Annotated in this window: 13 protein-coding genes and 1 tRNA gene; 5 read left to right on the top strand and 9 right to left on the bottom strand. The window is 42.5% G+C overall.

Features of this window, described 5'->3' with window-relative positions; translation table 11 throughout:
• Nucleotides 1–116 precede the first annotated feature (116 nt).
• Nucleotides 117–749, bottom strand: a complete 633-nt coding sequence (locus tag AC23P2_RS05535; RefSeq protein WP_487772269.1) for a peroxiredoxin — start codon at nt 747–749, stop codon at nt 117–119.
• Between the two features lie 210 nt (nt 750–959).
• Between AC23P2_RS05535 and AC23P2_RS05530 the strand changes: the two genes are divergently transcribed.
• The 4 genes from AC23P2_RS05530 to AC23P2_RS05515 all read left to right on the top strand — a co-directional run bounded on the left by AC23P2_RS05530 (nt 960) and on the right by AC23P2_RS05515 (nt 4,458).
• Nucleotides 960–1,736 carry a hypothetical protein gene (locus AC23P2_RS05530; RefSeq protein WP_487772268.1) on the top strand — a complete coding sequence of 259 codons (777 nt, stop codon included), beginning with the start codon at nt 960–962 and terminating at the stop codon, nt 1,734–1,736.
• Nucleotides 1,737–1,759: 23 nt separating this feature from the next.
• A complete protein-coding gene (locus AC23P2_RS05525) occupies nt 1,760–2,773 on the top strand; it encodes a PfkB family carbohydrate kinase (protein ID WP_487772267.1) in 1,014 nt (337 codons plus the stop codon).
• 90 nt (nt 2,774–2,863) lie between these two features.
• A complete protein-coding gene (locus AC23P2_RS05520; protein WP_487772266.1) occupies nt 2,864–4,246 on the top strand; it encodes a leucine-rich repeat domain-containing protein in 1,383 nt (460 codons plus the stop codon).
• Between the two features lie 138 nt (nt 4,247–4,384).
• Nucleotides 4,385–4,458 (top strand) — tRNA-Ala (locus AC23P2_RS05515).
• Between the two features lie 78 nt (nt 4,459–4,536).
• Here AC23P2_RS05515 and AC23P2_RS05510 read toward each other — a convergent pair.
• The 5 genes from AC23P2_RS05510 to AC23P2_RS05490 form a co-directional block, all read right to left on the bottom strand.
• Nucleotides 4,537–5,316 (bottom strand): hypothetical protein, encoded by a 780-nt coding sequence (locus AC23P2_RS05510; protein WP_487772265.1) that lies wholly within the window; start codon nt 5,314–5,316, stop codon nt 4,537–4,539.
• A 377-nt stretch (nt 5,317–5,693) separates the two neighbouring features.
• The gene (locus AC23P2_RS05505; protein ID WP_487772264.1) at nt 5,694–7,187 is read right to left on the bottom strand and encodes a restriction endonuclease subunit S; all 1,494 of its coding nucleotides are present in this window, start codon (nt 7,185–7,187) and stop codon (nt 5,694–5,696) included.
• Nucleotides 7,188–7,567: 380 nt separating this feature from the next.
• Nucleotides 7,568–9,061: a class I SAM-dependent DNA methyltransferase gene (locus AC23P2_RS05500; RefSeq protein ID WP_487772263.1), complete on the bottom strand. Its 1,494-nt coding sequence runs from the start codon at nt 9,059–9,061 to the stop codon at nt 7,568–7,570.
• Between the two features lie 6 nt (nt 9,062–9,067).
• Complete coding sequence (gene hsdR / locus AC23P2_RS05495) at nt 9,068–11,461, bottom strand: EcoAI/FtnUII family type I restriction enzme subunit R (protein ID WP_487772262.1); 2,394 nt, start codon at nt 11,459–11,461, stop codon at nt 9,068–9,070.
• Between the two features lie 333 nt (nt 11,462–11,794).
• Nucleotides 11,795–13,459, bottom strand: coding sequence for a T9SS type A sorting domain-containing protein (locus AC23P2_RS05490; RefSeq protein WP_487772261.1), 1,665 nt, complete (start codon nt 13,457–13,459; stop codon nt 11,795–11,797).
• A 197-nt stretch (nt 13,460–13,656) separates the two neighbouring features.
• On the opposite strand from AC23P2_RS05490, the gene AC23P2_RS05485 reads away from it, so the two are divergent.
• Nucleotides 13,657–14,391: a T9SS type B sorting domain-containing protein gene (locus tag AC23P2_RS05485; protein ID WP_487772260.1), complete on the top strand. Its 735-nt coding sequence runs from the start codon at nt 13,657–13,659 to the stop codon at nt 14,389–14,391.
• An 84-nt stretch (nt 14,392–14,475) separates the two neighbouring features.
• Here the strand turns inward: AC23P2_RS05485 and AC23P2_RS05480 are convergent, their stop codons facing one another.
• The 3 genes from AC23P2_RS05480 to AC23P2_RS05470 all read right to left on the bottom strand — a co-directional run.
• On the bottom strand, nt 14,476–15,408 hold the full coding sequence (locus AC23P2_RS05480) for a T9SS type A sorting domain-containing protein (RefSeq protein ID WP_487772259.1): 933 nt from the start codon (nt 15,406–15,408) through the stop codon (nt 14,476–14,478).
• Nucleotides 15,409–15,464: 56 nt separating this feature from the next.
• A complete protein-coding gene (locus tag AC23P2_RS05475) occupies nt 15,465–17,603 on the bottom strand; it encodes an Ig-like domain-containing protein (RefSeq protein WP_487772258.1) in 2,139 nt (712 codons plus the stop codon).
• An 89-nt stretch (nt 17,604–17,692) separates the two neighbouring features.
• On the bottom strand, nt 17,693–19,620 hold a 1,928-nt coding region (locus AC23P2_RS05470), incomplete at its 5' end, for an Ig-like domain-containing protein (protein ID WP_487772257.1).

The following is a 19,620-nucleotide window of genomic DNA, read 5'->3' as shown; positions in this document are numbered from 1 at the left end:
AGACGATAGTCAGACCGAGCAAAAGGGTCAGAGAGAGGGTCAGACGATAGTCAGACCCAAACAAAGTCAAAAAAAGGAAGACTTGGTCAGACGATAGTCAGACCAAGTCTTCCTTTTTACTTATTTGGTTGCGCAGTATAACGCAAGTAAGGTTTTACGATGCGCAAATCGCTGTATTTTTTCTGAGCGTCTTCCGTCGAAACAGCAGGTACCACAATCACATCTTCGCCTGGTTTCCAGTCTGCTGGCGTAGCAACTTGGTTATAAGCTGTCAGTTGAAGCGAATCAATAACGCGAATCAATTCGTTGAAGTTACGACCTGTTGAAGCAGGGTAAGTCAACGTAAGTTTAATTTTCTTGTCAGGGCCAATCACAAACACCGAACGAACCGTTGCTTTTTCGCTGGCATTCGGATGAATCATGTCGTACAACGTTGCCACGTTACGGTTTTCATCCGCAATGATTGGGAAATTTACTTCCGTGCCATTTACTTCGTTTATATCTGGTACCCAACGCGCGTGCGACTCCAAATCATCCACGCTCACCGCTATTACTTTTACGTTTCTTTTTGCAAATTCGCCCTTCAATAACGCCGTTTTGCCCAATTCAGTAGTACAAACTGGTGTAAAATCGGCAGGGTGAGAAAATAACAATCCCCAAGAATCACCTAACCATTCGTGGAAACTGATAGGGCCTTGCGTAGTATCTGCTTGAAAATCTGGAGCAATATCGCCTAATCTAAGTGACATGATAAATAAGAGTTTTTGTGGAACGAATATTTTTTACTTATAGACTATCGGCTTTATATGGTTAATCCGATAATTGAAAGCCTCTTTTCTGGGAGGCTTGATAAATGTAGTACAAACGTACGTTAAAAATTGTTCCAATTAACAAAAAATAAAACTAAACCTTCTGAGAAAAACGTTATTGAAAATAATTGTTTTAGCGTCAAGTACAGCATGTTTCGTAAACACCTCTTCTATCTATTTTTAACCACCTTTACCATTCCTGCTCGAATGTGGGCAGCTCACGTTGACTCCACCTCTGTCAAAACCAGTGACTCTACCCATACCCCTAAATCGCTCAAATTCCTCAAAGAAATATTTTCCAGTAGCCAAGACAGCACGAGGCGCGGCCCCAACCTAATGTACACCCTCAACTGGGACGCTAGAAGTTCGTTTATTGACAAAAAGTTTGTCAATATTTGGGGCGTAAATACAGGAATAAAATTTGGACGGAAGCGCCATGAACTTACCTTTGGGTACTATTGGCTTACTTTTAACTCATTTCTAAGGCTCATTGACTTACGTAAAAATGCTTCGCAGCGCATCAATTTGGGTTATTACACCAAAACAGATTTGTATTTTTTCAGCTTAATGTATTTCCCAAATATCATTGAGAACAAGCGTTGGCGTTTTAGCATACCTGTTGAAGTAGGTGTGGGAGCAACCCAAAGTTCAAGAAACAAACTTCTTAATGACTTGATGATTTGGCGGCGAAACGATATTTTTATGCCTGCCCAAGTTGGGCTCTTTCTTAAATGGAAAGCAACACGGTGGGTGGGTTTCAGTGCGCAGGGTGGCTATCGCTACGCGTTGTACCAAAAAAATGTACCCTCCAATTACAACGGCCCGTATTATAGTTTAGGCTTTACGATTGAAAGTGAAGTTTTTACGGATTCGTATCAATGGGCTAAAAAAACCATCAAAAAACGCCAAGAAAAACGGAGTAAATAGCCCAAAACTTAGCTTTACAAGGTATGAAAAAAATTGTTACTTTCGGTCAAATCATGATGCGGTTATCACCACCTGCTTTTGCTCGTTTTAGCCAAGCTCATCGTTTTGACATTACCTACGCTGGTGGAGAAGCCAACGTTGCGATTGCGACTGCCCAATGGGACGTTCAAGCCGTCCACGTGACCCGTTTTCCCAACAATGACATTGGGAAAGCTGCCATTATGTATTTGCGTAAATACGGCCTCGACACCTCTGAAATCCAGTTAGGTGGCGACCGTATGGGAATTTATTTCGTAGAAAATGGCGCCAACGCCCGAGCAAGCCAAGTGATTTATGACCGCCTCAATGACTCCTTTTGTACCCTTGAGGCTGATAGTTTTGATTGGGAACGGATTCTGACGGGAGCCGATTGGTTTCACTTCACGGGCATCACCCCTGCCCTGTCTGAAAGTGCCGCACAGGCCTGCTTAGAAGCTGTACAAACCGCCCGAAAGTTAGGCGTTAAAATCTCGGCAGACGTAAACTACCGTAAAGGTCTATGGAATTGGGGAAAAACACCACAGGAAATTATGCCAGAATTGGTATCTTACTGTGACCTCATCGTATGCGGCAATAGTAATGCCGATGATTTATTTGGGATTAAACCACTACCCGAGGATAAAAATAAGTGGGTATCTACCTCAAAACAAATCATGGAACGGTACCCTAATATAAAGCTAGTCCTTGACACCAAACGTGATTCCATCAGTGCATCGCATAATCAATTAAAGGGTAAAGCTTGGAACGGCGAGAAGTTTTACAAAACCACCACCTACGACATTCACCACATTGTAGATCGCATCGGGAGCGGCGATGCTTTTATCGCTGGCTTCTTGTATGGCTATGACTATTTTGACCAAAGTGTGCAGCACGCCCTTGAATTTGCGACCTCGGCTGCTGCCCTCAAACATACCGTAGAAGGCGATTTTAACTTGGTGTCTGTAGATGAAGTTGAGCGGCTATCTTCGGGTGATAGCTCAGGGAAACTTTCTCGTTAGAAAGATTTTTATATAAAATTTTTCTTTATATATTGTTTTGAACGATATTATCTTTAGTTTCGTAGTTAGAAGAGTAAACCTCCTACAACTATGAAACTATTTTTTTTATCGTCTATCTTCTTCGTTAGCTCATTTGCGTATTCGCAAGTAAAAATAATGACATTCTCAGAAGCCGAAAGTAAGCGACTGAGTATAAAGCAATTGGACAGCCTCTATCCTGGTTCTAAAAAGTTTTTTGAAGGTACAGCTAACACCTATTTTAAATCTGAGCAAGCCTTTTTGCTCAATGTGAACAGTCAAGCAAGGAAAAACAGCAACAAAAAAGACAATGGTACGCTGTGGAGTCGTTTTTATGTAAGTAAAGAAGGGCGGTTTGACTATTTCCTTTACAGCTTTGAGGGCAAAGTTTCGGAAGAATCAAAAACAAGAATCTTGGATTCTCTCCGTACTTACTTAGACAACTATCGTTTTCCCGTTAAGATTACAGCCGCTCACTCCTTTCACCAATTTATCAACATTGGGGTGACACGTCAGCTTCCCAAAGGACGCCACGTCATTACCACCCTCGAAGAGGCTATTGCCACCACTCGCCCCGATACAGTCAAGGTTCTGGCCCTCAATCAACTGGAACTGAAGGAAGTACCTGACGTTATTTATAAATTTACGGAGATGAAAGAGCTGAATCTAGGCGGAAACGAACTCAAAAACGTCAGCATAGATTTAGCCCGTTTGCCTAAACTTAAACATGTGTGGCTCAACAACAACCAACTTACTAACAACAGCTTAACGTTTACGGAGAACAAAACCCTCCGAATTTTAAATATCCAAAACAATCGTTTTACAGACGTACCAGCCGCGGTTCAAACCTGCAAACGTCTCTCCAGCTTATGGCTCGGTTACAACAAACTTACCCAGCTAAACGATGATAGTTTTCAAGGCTTGAGACGACTACGCGACATCAATTTATATTCGTGTGATCTCAGCACCTTACCCCAAGGAGTCAGAAAATTAAGAAAATTAGAAGTGATTGACCTCTATCATAACAATCTTTCCGAACTACCTTCGTCAATTGGGCACATGCGTCGATTACAGCAATTGGCACTTTCAAATAACCAACTGAATCAACTCCCCGCAAACCTTCGGAAACTGAGACGCCTACAAGCCATCTATGCGCATCACAATAAATTGTCGAGCCTTCCTAATCTCAAAAGATTGCGGCGGTTGACCATCCTTGACATTAATCATAATCAGTTTAGTACCTTGCCCAACTTTATTGGTACATTACGCGGGGTGGAAGAAATCGACGTCAGCTACAATAATTTAAGTGAGCTACCGCTACAAATGCCCAAATTGAAACGTCTCAAAAAACTATACCTTCGCGAAAACCCTGTTACTGAAGACCCTATGTTGTTGAGTCGCTCAAAACCAGTGATGGAAACCTTAACCCAAAACAAAACCGACATTTCTTACTAAAGTATTTTTGGGGAAGTAGTTGCAAAAATCGAATCGAAACTACATCTTTGCACTCCGTTTGGGGATGTAGCTCATCGGACTGGCGTACCAGCTGGTTAGAGCACTTAGCTAAACGTCACGCAACTAGTTCTTTTTTTCGGGGATGTAGCTCAGCTGGCTAGAGCGCTTGCATGGCATGCAAGAGGTCGTGGGTTCGAATCCCATCTTCTCCACGAAAACCCCTTAAACCCGCTTTTTAGCGGGTTTTTGCTTTTTGCGACATATTTAGAATTGAACTAGGAAAATCACTTTTATTTCCATAGCTCTTGTGGTCTACGCCACACAATACCTTCAACCGCTTCATTTTTTTCTAATATTTCTATCAATTTAGGTTTTGTTAATCCTTTTGGCAACTGGTCGGGCTGAATCACAGCGTATAGCTCCCTTTTAGACCAAAAATATATTTCTCTTTGGCCCGGTATCAGATTCTTTAAAACTTCTATGAGTTTTATGGAAAATGATTGCTTTTTCGTCGGCATGACCACCTTTTCTACAAACCCGATTCTTAAATTCCCGTAATTTTTCACCGCAATAAGCTGCCCTTCCGCTATCGTTACACTGGAAACAGCAACATCTTCTTTTACAGTTTGTGTTTCAATCTCTTTCCACCGCTTTTTTGCTTCCTGTCTGATATCATACTCACTCAAAAAGCGGTCAGCAATTACTTTAATATCGTCTCTTTTCAAAAGCCATTCCAAAAAATTCCAAATATAATCGTAATGGATTTCTTCTTCTTTGTTAAAAATTGAATCATCTTCGGCATACGCAGCATTACTGCGAATATGAAAGGAAAAATAGTGGGTTTCAATAAAACGTTTCCAAAATGCCTCTTGAAGAGCTAAATCAAATTCATAGTCTTTATTTTCCCCTTCTTTCAATTTGATCTCTATGTGTACACGGCTATAACGCTTGCCAAAATGATCTTTGATTTCGTTAAATACCCGAACATGGTCAACACTCTCTTTGAATTGACGGATAACTGACACATAAATACCGATTTTCTCAAAAATGTCATGGTGTAATTGATACATCTTCGTCGTTGTTTAGGTTTTTAAGAATGTAATCTTCGTCGCAATTTTCTAAATGCTCTCCAGTCCAGAATCATAAAATATTTCAAGATACGTTTATAAAAAAGCAAGTCTATGAAAAATTCGTCTTCATCAACAACCTTACATTTATTGAGCAGCATAATGTGTTGTGTAAAACCAATACCAAAAAATAGCTCAGGCGTAAGTCCATCAAATTCAAAATATAAAATATTCCTCAGAAAATTGCTTCATTTTTATCAAATTTCTGTAAGAAAATCCCTTCAAACTAGGCAATTCTTTTTGGAGGGCTTCGACAGTTTCTGTATCAAAATTTTGCAAATGAATCTCGGTTACTTTTAAGGTTTACGAAACTGCGGGCTTTACTTTCTCAGCGCCTCCCGCAGCACTTGCTGCAAAAGCTGCTCATTTTGGCGTTGCCCGTCTTTGATGCTTGCCTCCAACGCATCGCAGGTTTGCATCAGTGATTCTAGCTTTTCTACAATGCGCTGCTGCTCGGAGAAAGCGGGAAGTGGGATTATAATGTTTCCCAACTTTGTCCCGTTAAAATTTGCTTGACCGTTTTGTTGTATTATTTGAGGTTCAAGCTGAGTAGCTCTGCAAAGTGAACTATTAATGTAATTGGATATAAATTTCGAGCTGATTGCCATTAAAAACCTAACCCTAATCAAATAGGAGGCTAGAGTAAATGGTTCGTTTTTTTCAAAAATCCCAGTTTTACCTACTAATTCAAAACTATTTGTTCTGTTAAAAACCATATCCCCATTTTTAAGATATAGTTTCGGTAAGTCATTGATTTCTGATGACACATATTTTAGATTTGAATAGAGAATTTTCCCTTCTGTAGTAATATTACCCATTCTTAGCACAGGAATTTCGCCTTCCTCAAATGCCTTTTCAGATGTTCCATAAACAATTTCTTCTGCAATCTCCCCCAACCGACACCAAGTCCAATGTTTAGGAATCTCAAATGGGATTTCTTCGGGTTTGATGGGTGGTAGGTCTTTTTCTTTTTTGAGTTTTTTGGCGGCGATGAGTTGGGCTTTTTCAGCTTTGATTTTGGCTAAAAGCTGCTGACCCGTTTCAACCTGCCCACTCTCCTGTGAGAGAGAGGGAGTGAGTTTGCCCTGCATGGCTTCGCGCAGAAAGGCTTGGCGGAGTTGTTTGACCAAATCAAGCTGGTGGGTGAGTTCGGCGGAGAGTTGTGATACTGAGTTTTTTACAAAGAAAACCTTTACAACTTTCTCTTTAAATTCCTCGGGAATTATCGAAAGTTCAAGGTTATTGCTTTGTTGAATTTGATTAAGAATTGAAATGATTGAGTCTTGGGTTTCCTCATCGGGCAGAGGCAATAAGGTTTCTTTGATAAGCGATTGACTAATATTGGGTTGCGCCCCTCCCTTGCTCATCTCTATGAACTTATGACGGTGTTGCCTAAAAAACCAGAAAAGATAGTCCCTTTTAACATTTATACTTGGAAAAATAGCACAAACAGCCTGATTAGTAGCCGCTTTAAATTTCGTAATACCCGTTTTGCCAGCCGTTGCACCGTACATTGCCAATAACAAAGTCTCTTCCGGGTGTAATTTGGCGGATGAATTGGCTAATCCTTTTTCTGTAATAAATTCCTCAGCTTCTGTTATTTCGCTATCATTTAACTCTCCAGATTTTAGCCAAGGTATATCACCATTGTAATAATCAGCATTACTTCTTGAGGGTGTCCCTCCGCTCGTAGTTTCGGCAATTTCACCAATTTTTTTCAATGGATATTTGTGTTCTAATTCACTAAAGATGGCTTCTGCTACTAAAACAGAGACATTTGTTTTTTTTATATAGTCTGCGTAACTAATTTTCATTTGAAAATACTCTTTTGGTTTACCGCTTCTGTTTGGTTTATTGGTTTCTTTCGTTTGTCTCCTTTAGTTTTCTTTCGGCTTCAGCAGTTCTATTGCCCAAGAAAAACGAACCCAAAAGAAACCCACTTTTGCCAAAGCTTCCCCACGCAATTCTTATGTACACCACGCCTGCAAAAGATTCCTCACACGTAAAGACTTTTGTTTGTGATTTGGAATAAACTACTTTTGTAACTAACCACTGAAAATTTGAATAAATCGTAAGGGTAGTTTTAAAAGCAATTTTTGTACACTATAACCTGCACCTGCCGGGGTTGCCAGTACTGGCACGAGCTACAAAAGATTGCTTTTTTTTATGTCATTACCCTGCACTTTTGGGAGCCCTATCCATTTAGAGTTCCTTTCAACTGTCCCAACAAATCCTGACTTTTCGCAAACGAGGCTTGCAATAGCTGCATCAATTCGGCACTGCTGTACTCGTGGGTTTCTTCCTGTTTTACGGGGTTTTTGATGTCTAAGTCAAAGTTACGATCAATGATGGTCTGGATGTTTACTTTCCAACATAGCTCGCTTTCGGTGCGGTTGTTCCACCATGCTTTGATGGGGTCAAACTCTTTGGCTTGAATGGTCTTGGTTTTAGAATACGATTTTTGACCTTCGGGCAGGCGGTGTTCGTAGTACCAGATTTCCTGCGTAGCAAATCCCTCAGCACCCGCCTGCTCTGCCGAGCCACTAAAGGGCAGAGAATGAATATCTTTTTTCTCAAAAAACAACAAGTTGGTCGCCACGGTAGCATACGGCTGAAACACACTGTTGGGCAAGCGAATGATGGTATGGAGGTTGCACTCGCGCAGGAGGCGTTCGCGTACGCGCTGTTTTACGCCCTCGCCCGTGAGGCTGCCGTCGGGCAAGACAATGCCCGCGCGTCCGTTTGTTTTGAGCAAATGAATCATCAAAATCAGAAACAAATCGGCACTTTCTTTGGTACGGTAGTTTTGGGGAAAATTACTTTCGTTGCCGTTGGCCACAATACCTCCAAAAGGCGGGTTGGCCAAAATCACGTGAACGCGGTCTTTTTCGGTAAAATTGCTCAAAGGCTGGTCGAGTGCATCGCCAAAACGGATGTTGGGCACTTCAATGTCGTGCAAAATCAGGTTGGTCGTGGCCAACAAAAACGGCAGGGGTTTGTATTCCCAACCGCGCACATTTTCGGCAATGCTTTGGCGCTCTTCTACGCTGTTGGCCTGCGCTTTGAGGTGCTCAATGGCACAAGTCAGGTAGCCTCCCGTTCCGCAGGCGGGGTCGAGTATCTTCTCGCCAATTTTGGGGTCAAGGATATCCGTAATGAATTGCGTAATGGCGCGGGGCGTATAAAACTCACCGCTTTTGCCCGCGCTTTGGAGTTCTTTGAGAATCCCCTCGTACAGCTCACCAAAGGCGTGTCGGTCTTTGGCGACGTTAAAATCAATTTCGTTGAGCTTGTTCAACACTTTTCGGATATTGATACCGCTCTTCATGTAGTTGTTGTTGCCTTCAAACACCTCACGCACAATCAACGCGCGGCGGTTTCCTGTACTGATATTGATGTTGCGCAGGGCAGGGAAGAGTTTACGATCCACAAACTCCAGTAGCTCATCGCCCGTGATTCCCTCGTCGTCGCCCGCCCAATTGCCTTTTTCTCTTACCCAATGATACTCCTTCGGAATCGGCGACGTGTAGGAGTCATCCAACAGCTCTAGTTCTAAATCTTTGTCAGAAAAAATTTTGAGAAAAAGCATCCAGCCCAGTTGCTCAATCCGTTGGGCATCGCCGTTGAGACCCGTATCCTGCCACATTATGTCGCGGATGCTCTTAATCGTCCCAGAAATATTACTCATAAAAGGTTACGCTAATTTGTAGAGTTCGTTTTCCAATTCTTTTATTGCTTTGAGGTATTCGGCCTTAGTGCCAAACTCCCGAATGATTTCTACGGGAGAACCAAAATCGGTCAGGGGTTTTACCTTCAAAATATCCATGCTTTCGATGTTTTGAATGCCTTCATCGGCGTATTTGTCCAGCAGGGTTTCCAGTACTTTTTTGGCCTGTGGCCCATACTTGGTAAAATAATTACGCTTCTTGACGTTGTTGGCCCGTTCTTTCCGACTAAGGGGCGGCTGGTCATAAGCCACATGGCAAATTAAATCAAATAAATCCACTTCTTGGTCTACTGCCTCGTACAATGCCTCTACCATGACACCTTGTTCGAGCAGTTCGTTGATGATAGCTTCCTTACGTTCAGCACTGTTCCAACGGTGAAGGAAATCATCCAATGAAGCAAATTTTCCTTGAATAATCGTACGTGTATGGTCTTTGAGGCTAGTGGTGATGGGTTTGCCGTCGCGGTCAAAGTACAATTCACGACTGACCAAGATAGATACATCTACACCGTTGACGTAGATTTTTTGGCGAGGCTCCCGTACTTCGCCTCCAGCCCCCGAAGCTGTGGGGTATCTTATGACAGGCTTTTGAATGATTATCTCCTCTCCTGAACTTTCATCCAAGAGCGGTGCCTCATTGGTTTCTTCTTCCTTGATAATCCCGCTCAAATCTCCCTCTTCACTGATGGGCTTGATTCGGATGGGTTCTCCGTCAAACTCTTTATCGGCAAACAAATCAGTGGCATTCCGAAAGTCAAGTATGGTAAAATAGAGCTTATTGAATGCTTCGTTGATGCGCGTTCCTCGGCCGATAATTTGCTTAAATTTAGTCATGGAGCCGATATTGGCATCCAGCACAATCACCTTGCAGGTCTGAGCATCTACACCCGTGGTCATGAGCTCTGACGTAGTTGCAATGACGGGGTACCGTTGTTCGGGGTCAATAAAATTATCCAACTCACGCTTACCTTCATCATTATCACCCGTGATTTGCATCACGTACTTATAGTTTTGGGTCATCAAGTCGGCATTGTGACGGGCAACAGCCGACCGCATTCGTTCGGCATGATCAATATCTTCACAAAAAATGATGGTTTGGGCAAAGCGGTCATAGCCTTTCAAAAACTCAGTTAATTTTCGAGCCACGGTATCCGTACGCTCATCAATGGCCAAGTTTCGGTCATAATCAGTTCGGTTATACATGCGGTCTTCCACCAAGTTTCCTGCCTTATCGGTTTTGCCCTGCTCGGGTCGCCACCCTTCGGCATCTACATTGAGCGTTACACGTATGACCCGATAAGGAGCCAAAAAACCGTCGTCAATGCCTTGTTTGAGCGAATAAGTATAGACTGGTTCACCGAAGTATTCGATATTACTAGTTTCTTTACTTTCCTTGGGGGTAGCCGTAAGACCGATATGCGTAGCGTTTTTAAAATACGTCAGGATTTCGCGCCACGCACTTTCCTCTTTGGCACTTCCACGGTGGCACTCATCAATAACAATCAAATCAAAAAAATCAGGCGAAAACTGTTTATAGACATTGGCAGCCTCATCAGCCCCCGAAAGCCCCTGGTACAGTGCAAGGTAGATTTCGTAACTTTTATCAATCTGACGGTGTTTCACAACGGTCATTTTATCTTTAAAATGTTTAAAGTCGCCCCGACGCGTTTGGTCAATCAAGGCGTTTCGGTCGGCGAGAAAAAGAATACGTTTTTTTGCACCACTTTTCCAAAGCCTATAAATAATCTGAAAAGCCGTGTACGTTTTTCCCGTACCAGTAGCCATCACGAGCAAAATACGTTTCTGCCCCAACGCGATAGCTTCCACCGTTCGATTGATGGCTATTTGTTGATAGTACCTTGGTTTGCGCCCGCTACCGTCGAAATAATAGTCTTGTGAGGCAATTTTTTCGGTATCTATGGTGTCGATGCCTTTGTATTTTTTGTATTTCTCCCAAAGTTGTTGAGGAGTTGGAAAACTATCCATATCCAGTTCCGTTTCGATTTGTTCATTCGTTGCGGTACGGTCATGAAATAAGAAGCCGTCTCCATTGCTGCTAAAAACGCAAGGAATGTCCAGGATTTGTGCATAATTCAACGCTTGTTGCATCCCAGCTCTTACGGAGTGTTTGTTATCTTTGGCTTCAATAACCGCAATCGGGATATTGGACTTATAGTAGAAAATGTAGTCAGCTCGTTTTCTTTCGCCACGTGCCGTAAGTGTTCCACGGACATAAATCTTTCCGTCGGTAAAAAACACTTCTTCTAAAAATTGGGTCATTTTGTCCCAACCAGCTTTTTCAATGGCAGGAGTGATGTATTTCGTACAAATATCCCTTTCGGAGAGTTTTTTCTTATCCATTGGTACACAATTACTATAACTAACCTAATGTTGAAGATGAGGCTGTACAAAGAAATACATTTTAGAAGGGTTTTACTTATAGTTATAACTGAAATTTTAAATTTATTTACCAAATGACCTTATTCTCTTTTTTTGTTTCCAATTTTATTGGCCATTTGATGACTTTTTAGCGTTAACGATACTAACATTTAGTAAGTTTGGTTTCTAAACCCTTAACTAAACCCATTACCATTACTGCGATACACGAACCGAGCCATGGAAAATTGAAAAATGAGCAAATGACCACATTAAAGTTATACCAATAGTTGAGTAATTATTTACAAATAACGCCCCTTACTCCTTCCTCACCACCCAACTTTTAGCATTTTTCGATACGTTTGTGAGCTTGAGAATATAGTGCCCTTTGGGGAGGTGGCGGATGTCGCCTCGGAGTTTTTCGGCGTCTTTTTCTACATTGATTTCTATTTTTTTACCTGTGAAATCGTAACAAGCTAGCTCGTCATGCTCAGCTAAATTGCTTTCAATTGTAAAAAATCCAGCGGTGGGGTTGGGATACAGGCGGTATTCGTTGGCGTTTAGCGGTTCTTGCACCGAGGTAATTGCAAAAAGTACAGGCTCTGACAGTTCGCTTTTGCAGTTCCCCAACGTTACTTGTACATTATAAACGCCTTGTTTGGTTACCACATATACCGTATCGGTGGCATTCTGAATGGGTACATTGTTAAAGAACCACTGGTTTCCAGTTTTCGAGCTCGATACCAACCGCTCCCCTACTTGCCGAACGGTTGGTTTATTTACAACAATGGTCGTAAAACTCACGGTGTTTGAAGTTCCTAGGCCGCACCCAAGCTCATTGGTTACGTTAACTTTGTACTCCCCCGCCGACGTCACTTTCACCGTATTCGTCGTGGTTGTGTTGGCGAGTTGTCCATCTTTAAACCACTCATATTTGGGTTGTCCTGCGGGTTGCGCGGTTAACGTCACACTTTCCCCCAAACAAACCGCCCCTGTTTTATCTGAAGCAATACTAGCCGCTGCCACCGTAATGATGGTAAAACGGCTAGAGGTATAGGGGCGGCAAGAACCGCTCACACCGTCTAACGAGGCCACAATAAAATACTTACCCGCCGTTTTGGGGAGGGAAATATTCGCCAAGGTAGCCTCAGTTTTGTTGGCAGTCAAGGCACTGTTTGCCACTACTCCCAACAGCGTACCACTCGTAGCGTACGCCTCATCCTCAGACAAAGGCTCGGTAGTCGTCAGCCGAAACCGTACGCTTTGATTAGTAATCCCATTGATGCCTTTCAGCGAAACGGTTGCGGTAGCACCTGGACAAAAAGAGGTTTCGTTTGAGTTGATGGTAATTGGGGTAGCCATCGTAATCCCTGAACCACAGCAATAAGCTGGCGGATCGAGCGGATCCGCAAATTGTTCCAATGGCACCGCATTCACAAAATTTCGCTGCCCCGAACGAGAGTAAAAACTTGGCCTCACATTTAAGGCGTATTTTTCTGCCAACTTCACAAATTCGTCCGACTCATCCAAAACCGATATGGCTCCAAAGCACCCATTCCCTTTGAACTGAAAAAGAGCTACAGCCTTGTCTTTCGTAAACCGACCGTAGATGGTTTCGGTCGCAGCTTTCCCAATAACGTAGTAGCGATAGGCGTCGCTTAGTGAATTAAAGAAAGATTGGTTGGGTTCATTGGGTCCCAAACGCAACGGCGTTTTGTCCCATTCGCCCTTCACCCCAATGACCTCACTTATTAAAAATGATTTTGGTACGCGCAAAGTCACTTGGGCAGTTGGCCCCCGTTCGGCGGTGTCTGCATTGAAGGTATTTGGCGTATTATACCCTGGAATTATCCAAACGGTATATAATTGCTTAACGGTTTCGTATGTAATTTGATAACGAATGGTATTTGTTGAAGATTGGCCTTTTAATTGACCAACCAGCGTAAACAATAAAAACCAAAAAATCAAAATTCTTTGTTTCATTTCAATGTTGCTTTTAGTATTTATTTACGTCAAAAAACCGTATTTTTATTTCATGATAAATCAAACCGAAAATGCGTTTACTTGGCTATTATACCATAATTTTATTTCCAATTCAAATTTACGCTCAGTGTAACCCCCCTCAAGTAAAAAAATCAGTATTAGCGACTGTCGAGGGCTCATTAGCAACTGTAAAAATATTGGACGCACAACCCGACGAAAGGTATCACCTTTACCGTACTTCTTTTTCGTCAAATTCATTTGAAAAAATAGCCACGATTACCTCTTCTCAATTTAGTGATACAGAGGTCGATCCTTCGGCAGGAAGCTACTGTTATTACGTGAAAACTGAGAATAATTGTGGTCAAATTTCGGAACCTTCCAACAGCGTTTGCACCATTTATTTGAAAGGAAGGGGGCGAACACTTCAATGGAACTCTCCTTTTCCAAGCCATTCCAACGTAATCCAGTATAAAGTTAGCAAGATTGACTCGCCTCCCACAGACGTGTCAGATTGGCAATATGCGGAGCGATTCACCTTATCAAGTCAATCCAAACCCAATGATACTTACCGTGTTACGGCATCTATAACCATCGAGGTCAATGGGCATATTGTTTCAACCGAGTTATATTCTTCGTTGTATGAGCTAATTGACCTCCCTGGGATTTATCCACCCGATGTTTTTACGCCCAATAATGACAACATCAACGACACTTGGGTTATCTCATCTTATTTAATCCAAACATTTCAGTTGAAATTATTTGACCGCAGCGGTGTTGAAATCTTTGTATCAGACTCACTATCAAACTCATGGAATGGGCAACTTCCAGATGGTAGTCAAGCTCCTAGTCAAGTCTATTCTTATGTTATTAACGCTACTGATTTTTTTAATGAACAGTGGCAACAAACTGGTAAAGTATTACTTTTAAAATAACGAAAAATAGGACTACCTAATCAGGCAGCCCTATCCACTGATTAAGAAGAAGACGAAAACCATTCGTCTTCTTCTTTTATACCCTTACCCTTTTGTGAATTTCTTGGTGATTATTTTATTGTCTTTATCAGTTCGGATTAAATAAGAACCCGAAGAAAGTTTTTCTACATTAATCTTCATTGTATTTATACCCTGCTTTGCAGTTTCGTACGCATCGTATCTGACGACCCCCGACGGGTCGATTATTTCAAGATGAACTTTACCACCGTCACTTTTTGAGAAATATTTTACATTCACGTCATTGACGGCTGGATTTGGGTAAGCAATAATACCGTTAGCATCATCCAACTCATTTACCATAGCTGATCCAACTGATGCCTGTAGTTTTTTTGCCAATTGAGTCAACACGTTACTCAATGTAATTGGCTGTGAGAACTGCTCTAAAGGTCGAGCAGAGACACTTGGTTGTTGTCCTGAACGCGAATAGAAACTGTTTTTCACATTCAAAGACATTGATTGAAAGGCGATGCCCACAAAAGGATCATTGCTATCCAACACCGTTACCTCTTCTGGTTTTGCCCCTGTTCCCTTAAAGCGGAAAAGTGCAACAGGCTCACCTTCTTTAAAAGAGCCATAATTCGTTTCTGCAGCCTGTTTTCCTACTACATAGTATTCAAACTGTTGATTAGCTCCCGCTTTCAGCAACTGAGCTTCGCTTCCAATTCGGCTAGGAACTTTGTCCCAATTCCCACGAATATCCTCTAAACTCGTTAGCTTAAATCCTTTAGGCACCTTGATTGTTACCTGTGCAGTCGCTCCTTTTTCTTCTGAATCTGAATTATAACGATTGGGGGTATTATACTGTGGCACTACCCAGGCAGTAAAGGCTTGTTGCGCCGCATCATAATCGACCATATAATGAACCCCAAAAGGAGATGCACTCTGACTATGCCCTTTTATTCCTACCAACAAGAGCGAGCAGACAACTGCGATTTTTTTTATACTTCTGATTTCCATTGCATTTCAACTTGGTTAGGATAGCAAGGGGCTTTAAAAAGCCCCTTGTTACTATTTTATTTCTTACGTTTTTTAACCGCTACAGGTACACATAATTGTACAGGACAACAATTTACACCCGCTTCGATAATCACTGGACAACACCCTCCTGCTGGACAAGCGCCGTTGGTAGCAGTGTAGGTATAAGTACCAATCTCCGTTAATAGCACAACATTACCCGTTGCTACGGCAGTTGTTCCTCCATTTTTAAACCATTGTACATTTGTATAAGTAGCTGGTACAGTTACTTCCACTTTTTCTCCTGTACACAATTTTACTGGTACAGTCGTACATGCACTTGCTTCGTTGTTATCCGAAACAGGATCTGTTTGGTCAGATGAGATTATTTTGGCTGTATTGAACCAAACACCTTCTCCTAACAATTTTGCTTTCAATGTTAACACTGCGCTATCACCAGCTGCCAAATTTGGAATTGTCCAAAGCGGATTAGAATACGTTCCCTTGCTAGCGGTTGCACTGACAAATTGCATCCCTGTCATCAAGCTATCTTTCAGAACAACATTGGTTGCGGCATCAGTACCAAGGTTTTTAACAACTACAGTATAGGTAATTTCATCCCCAATTACTGCTGTTTTTTTATCGGCTACTTTGGTCACTTTTAAATCCGCACTTCCAGTAGAAACAGTTCTTGCCAAAATAAACACAGTTGCCGTCGCACATTGCTTTGGATTTTGTCGGTCACACACCTGATACACAAATTTATCACCACCTGTATATCCTGCGTTTGGCGTGTAGGTAAATGTTCCATCTGAATTGATAACCACTGTTCCGTTGCTTGGCCCTGACACTGGCGTTGTTGTAATATCAAGGCCAGTATTTGAGTTGTCTTTGTCATTGGCAATGATATTTCCAGTTGCTGTACCCGTTGGGCTTCTAAAGAACAAATCATCGTTAGCCGTCGGTGGAATTGCTCCTGAGTTGGCAGGATAAACATTCAAATCAACCCTAGCCGTATCACACAAAACAGGCGTTCCATTGTCACACACACGATACAAGAAAAAGTCATCTCCCGTAAAACCTGTAGCAGGTGTATAGGTAAATGTCCCGTTCGGGTTAAAAGTTAATGTACCATGTGTTGGTTGCTGAATCACCGATGCTGTGAGGGTTTGGCCTGCATCAGGATCTTTATCGTTTAAAATGACATTTCCCGAAATAGGTTGTTCTTGGGTAGTTGCGAATTTGTCACCAATGGCCACAGGGGGATTATTACCCGAAGGATTTGTGGGTCTAACTGAGATAGATACGGTTGCTTCATCACAATTAGCGGGGCTTCCGCTATCACAAACGCGATACACAAAGCTATCGTTTCCAGTAAACCCATTTGCGGGAGTGTATGTATAAGTTCCGTTTGCATTTAATACAACTGTACCGTGTGCAGGTGCTTGAACTGGAGTGGTCGTAACCACAAGCGGTCCTGTACCTGTAGATAAGTCATCATTGGTAAGCACATTTCCTGAAACAGCCGTATTTTGATTTGTGATATTATCATCATCATACGCAAAGATATAAGGACTACTACACAAAGCTGGCCCGCCCGTTACATTTGAGAATTGTTCTCTTGGATCAACATTTCCACCCGCAGGCTGTCCTGAACGTGAATAGAAACTATTGGCTACATTTAAACTATACGTGGAATTAGCCGCCGTAATGAACGGGTCTCCTGGAGGAAGTACACGCACTGGCCCAAAACAAGTTGAACTTTTGAATGTAAATAAAGCAACTGGCGTACCATTGGCAAATGAACCATAATTTGTTTCATCCGTTGTTTTACCGATTACATAAAATGCAATATTATTCGGGACAGTTGAAGGGTACGTTTGAGTAAGCCCATTGATAATTTGGCCCTGCCCAAGTTTGTCGGGCGATTTTTCCCATGTACCCCTTACATCTGTAATATTTTGAATCACAAAGTTTTTGGGAACAACAAGGGTGAACTGGGCGGTGGCTCCTATTTCACTGGTTCCAGCATTGTTGGTGTTGGGAACATTGTAATTAGGAATTACCCACGCAGTGTAAGTTTGACTGGTTGCGTCAAAAGTTACTTTGTAATTAACGGTGTTTGAGGATTGCTGGGCCCAGAGCGTGTTCATCATTCCCATTACAAGCCCAAAAACGAGGCAGAGAGCTTTCTTCATAAATTTTTAAGGTTTAAAATTGGTTTTTGCTTCTTCTTTCGTATCGAGTTTGAAGTGGAAGCCTTGGTGGGCTTCCACTCTATTGTTGGTTAGGGAATTTGCTCTTTAATGATGAAGAACTTCTGTCCTAAGGTATTGCCAGGATGGTTCTTAATGATGTTTTGATAAATGTATTCCACATCATTGCCTGTACCTTGGAAGATAGCATCTCCGTTGAGATTAATATCTCCAGAATAGTAGCCTTTAAGCGTGTAAAACTTACTTACAAAGACATTGCCTACGTAGTTGATTACTTGCTGGTAGATAACGTTCACGTCATTATCCGTTCCTTGGTAAATCACTTGATTGTCGAAGAGTGAATTACCAGCCCACAGCGCAACCCCTTGTACAACATCCACTTGCGCCTTATTGATGACGTTCGTTTCGTCCAAGTTATAAGTCGGAGTAGTCGTTTTACGGAAATCAATTACCCCACATGTACTACTCATATTCACTGGAGTCTTACTCATCACACCCAAGTGATTACGGTGTTTTACTACCACATAATAACTATCTGGTGATGCAGAGTTAAAGGTTACTGCGCTAACTCCATCTACATCTACAATATCACCATCACGTTGTAAGAGCGCCGAACGGCTATCAACAACAGTCGTTGGGCTTGTCTTACTACGTAGTTCTACGAATACCCAGTCAACAATAGCATCTTTACCAGATGGGCTACTTGCGCCAAGTACCGCCAAAGAACTGGTATTGGCCGTAGTTAAGCCAGTCATTCCCATAGCTGGGTATGGACTTGTAGTTGGCAAATAACCTTTCACTCGTAAGTCATCTCGCATCAAGGTATCTGGCAACAACACCCCAAACAAAGCTCCTTGTAAGTACACTTTTGCCTGTAAACATACCTTCGTCTCTGGTGGCAACACAGCAATTATTACCGTTCCGAGGGTACATAGTTGTGGGTTACCGCTATCGCACACTTTGTAAGTGAAGATATCTGAACCAATGTACCCCGTCGTTGGTGTGTAAGTATATGTACCATCCGAATTAAACACCACCGTTCCGTGCATAGGATCTGTTTGTTTGCTGAACGTCAACGTTTGACCTGCATCTGGATCATAATCGTTTCTAGACACGTCACCACTCTTCGGCGTATTGAGCGCTGTGATAATTGCATCGTCAATAACCACTGGCGGCTTGTTGCCCGCAGGTGGAATGGCAAGTACATTGATAGTAACGGTTGCCGTATCGCACAAACTTGGTGTACCATTGTCACAAATCTGATACGTAAAACTATCGGTACCAACAAACCCTGTAGTTGGTGTATATGTGAACGTACCATCACTGTTGGCAATAACCGTACCATTTGTCGGATTAGTCAACTTAGTTGGCGTTCCTAACGTACCATTTGGCGTATTTATTAAATCAGGGTCTGTATCGTTAGGTTTAACAGCAATTACTACTGCAGTATTCTGATACGTCTGTGTATTATCGTCGTTCGCAACAGGTTTGTCATTCGCAGGTTTTGGATTCGGTACGATGTTAATCACCACACAAGCCGTATCTTTCAATCCTACATTGTCCTTCACTTCGTAGCAGAAACCGTCTTGACCCGTCACTCCTGGGTTTGGCGTGTAAGTGAACGTACCGTCTGGATTCAAACTCACCGTTCCTTTCGTCGGTGGCGTCACTGGCGTCGTCGTTACTGTCAACGGTCCACCTTCAGGATCATCGTCGTTCGTCAACACGTTACCCACAAATGGCTTGTCTTGCGGCGTTTCAGCAATGTCGTTGGTGGCAATTGGCGGATTATTTGCTGGTGGCAATATCGCAATCACTACCGTCGCCGTATCGCACGCGCCGCTTGGGTCACATACTTTGTAGGTGTAGCGGTCGCTGCCTACAAAACCTGTCGTTGGCGTGTAAGTGTAGGTGCCGTTTGCATTCTGTACCACCGTCCCGTTTGTCGGATTCGTCACTTTCGTGTACGTCAACTCTGCCGCCGTGTTGTCCACGTCGC

It is taken from the genome of Runella sp. R0.1_18, assembly GCF_057652155.1.
The sequence above is the reverse complement of the archived record's forward strand: the minus strand, read 5'-3'. Positions and strand labels throughout refer to the sequence as shown.

Coding starts and splice junctions, on each gene's coding strand:
- AC23P2_RS05535 (WP_487772269.1), bottom strand. CDS start 749: ATGTCACTTAGATTAGGCGATATTGCTCCAGATTTTCAAGCAGATACT.
- AC23P2_RS05530 (WP_487772268.1), top strand. CDS start 960: ATGTTTCGTAAACACCTCTTCTATCTATTTTTAACCACCTTTACCATT.
- AC23P2_RS05525 (WP_487772267.1), top strand. CDS start 1,760: ATGAAAAAAATTGTTACTTTCGGTCAAATCATGATGCGGTTATCACCA.
- AC23P2_RS05520 (WP_487772266.1), top strand. CDS start 2,864: ATGAAACTATTTTTTTTATCGTCTATCTTCTTCGTTAGCTCATTTGCG.
- AC23P2_RS05510 (WP_487772265.1), bottom strand. CDS start 5,316: ATGTATCAATTACACCATGACATTTTTGAGAAAATCGGTATTTATGTG.
- AC23P2_RS05505 (WP_487772264.1), bottom strand. CDS start 7,187: ATGAAAATTAGTTACGCAGACTATATAAAAAAAACAAATGTCTCTGTT.
- AC23P2_RS05500 (WP_487772263.1), bottom strand. CDS start 9,061: ATGAGTAATATTTCTGGGACGATTAAGAGCATCCGCGACATAATGTGG.
- hsdR (WP_487772262.1), bottom strand. CDS start 11,461: ATGGATAAGAAAAAACTCTCCGAAAGGGATATTTGTACGAAATACATC.
- AC23P2_RS05490 (WP_487772261.1), bottom strand. CDS start 13,459: ATGAAACAAAGAATTTTGATTTTTTGGTTTTTATTGTTTACGCTGGTT.
- AC23P2_RS05480 (WP_487772259.1), bottom strand. CDS start 15,408: ATGGAAATCAGAAGTATAAAAAAAATCGCAGTTGTCTGCTCGCTCTTG.
- AC23P2_RS05475 (WP_487772258.1), bottom strand. CDS start 17,603: ATGAAGAAAGCTCTCTGCCTCGTTTTTGGGCTTGTAATGGGAATGATG.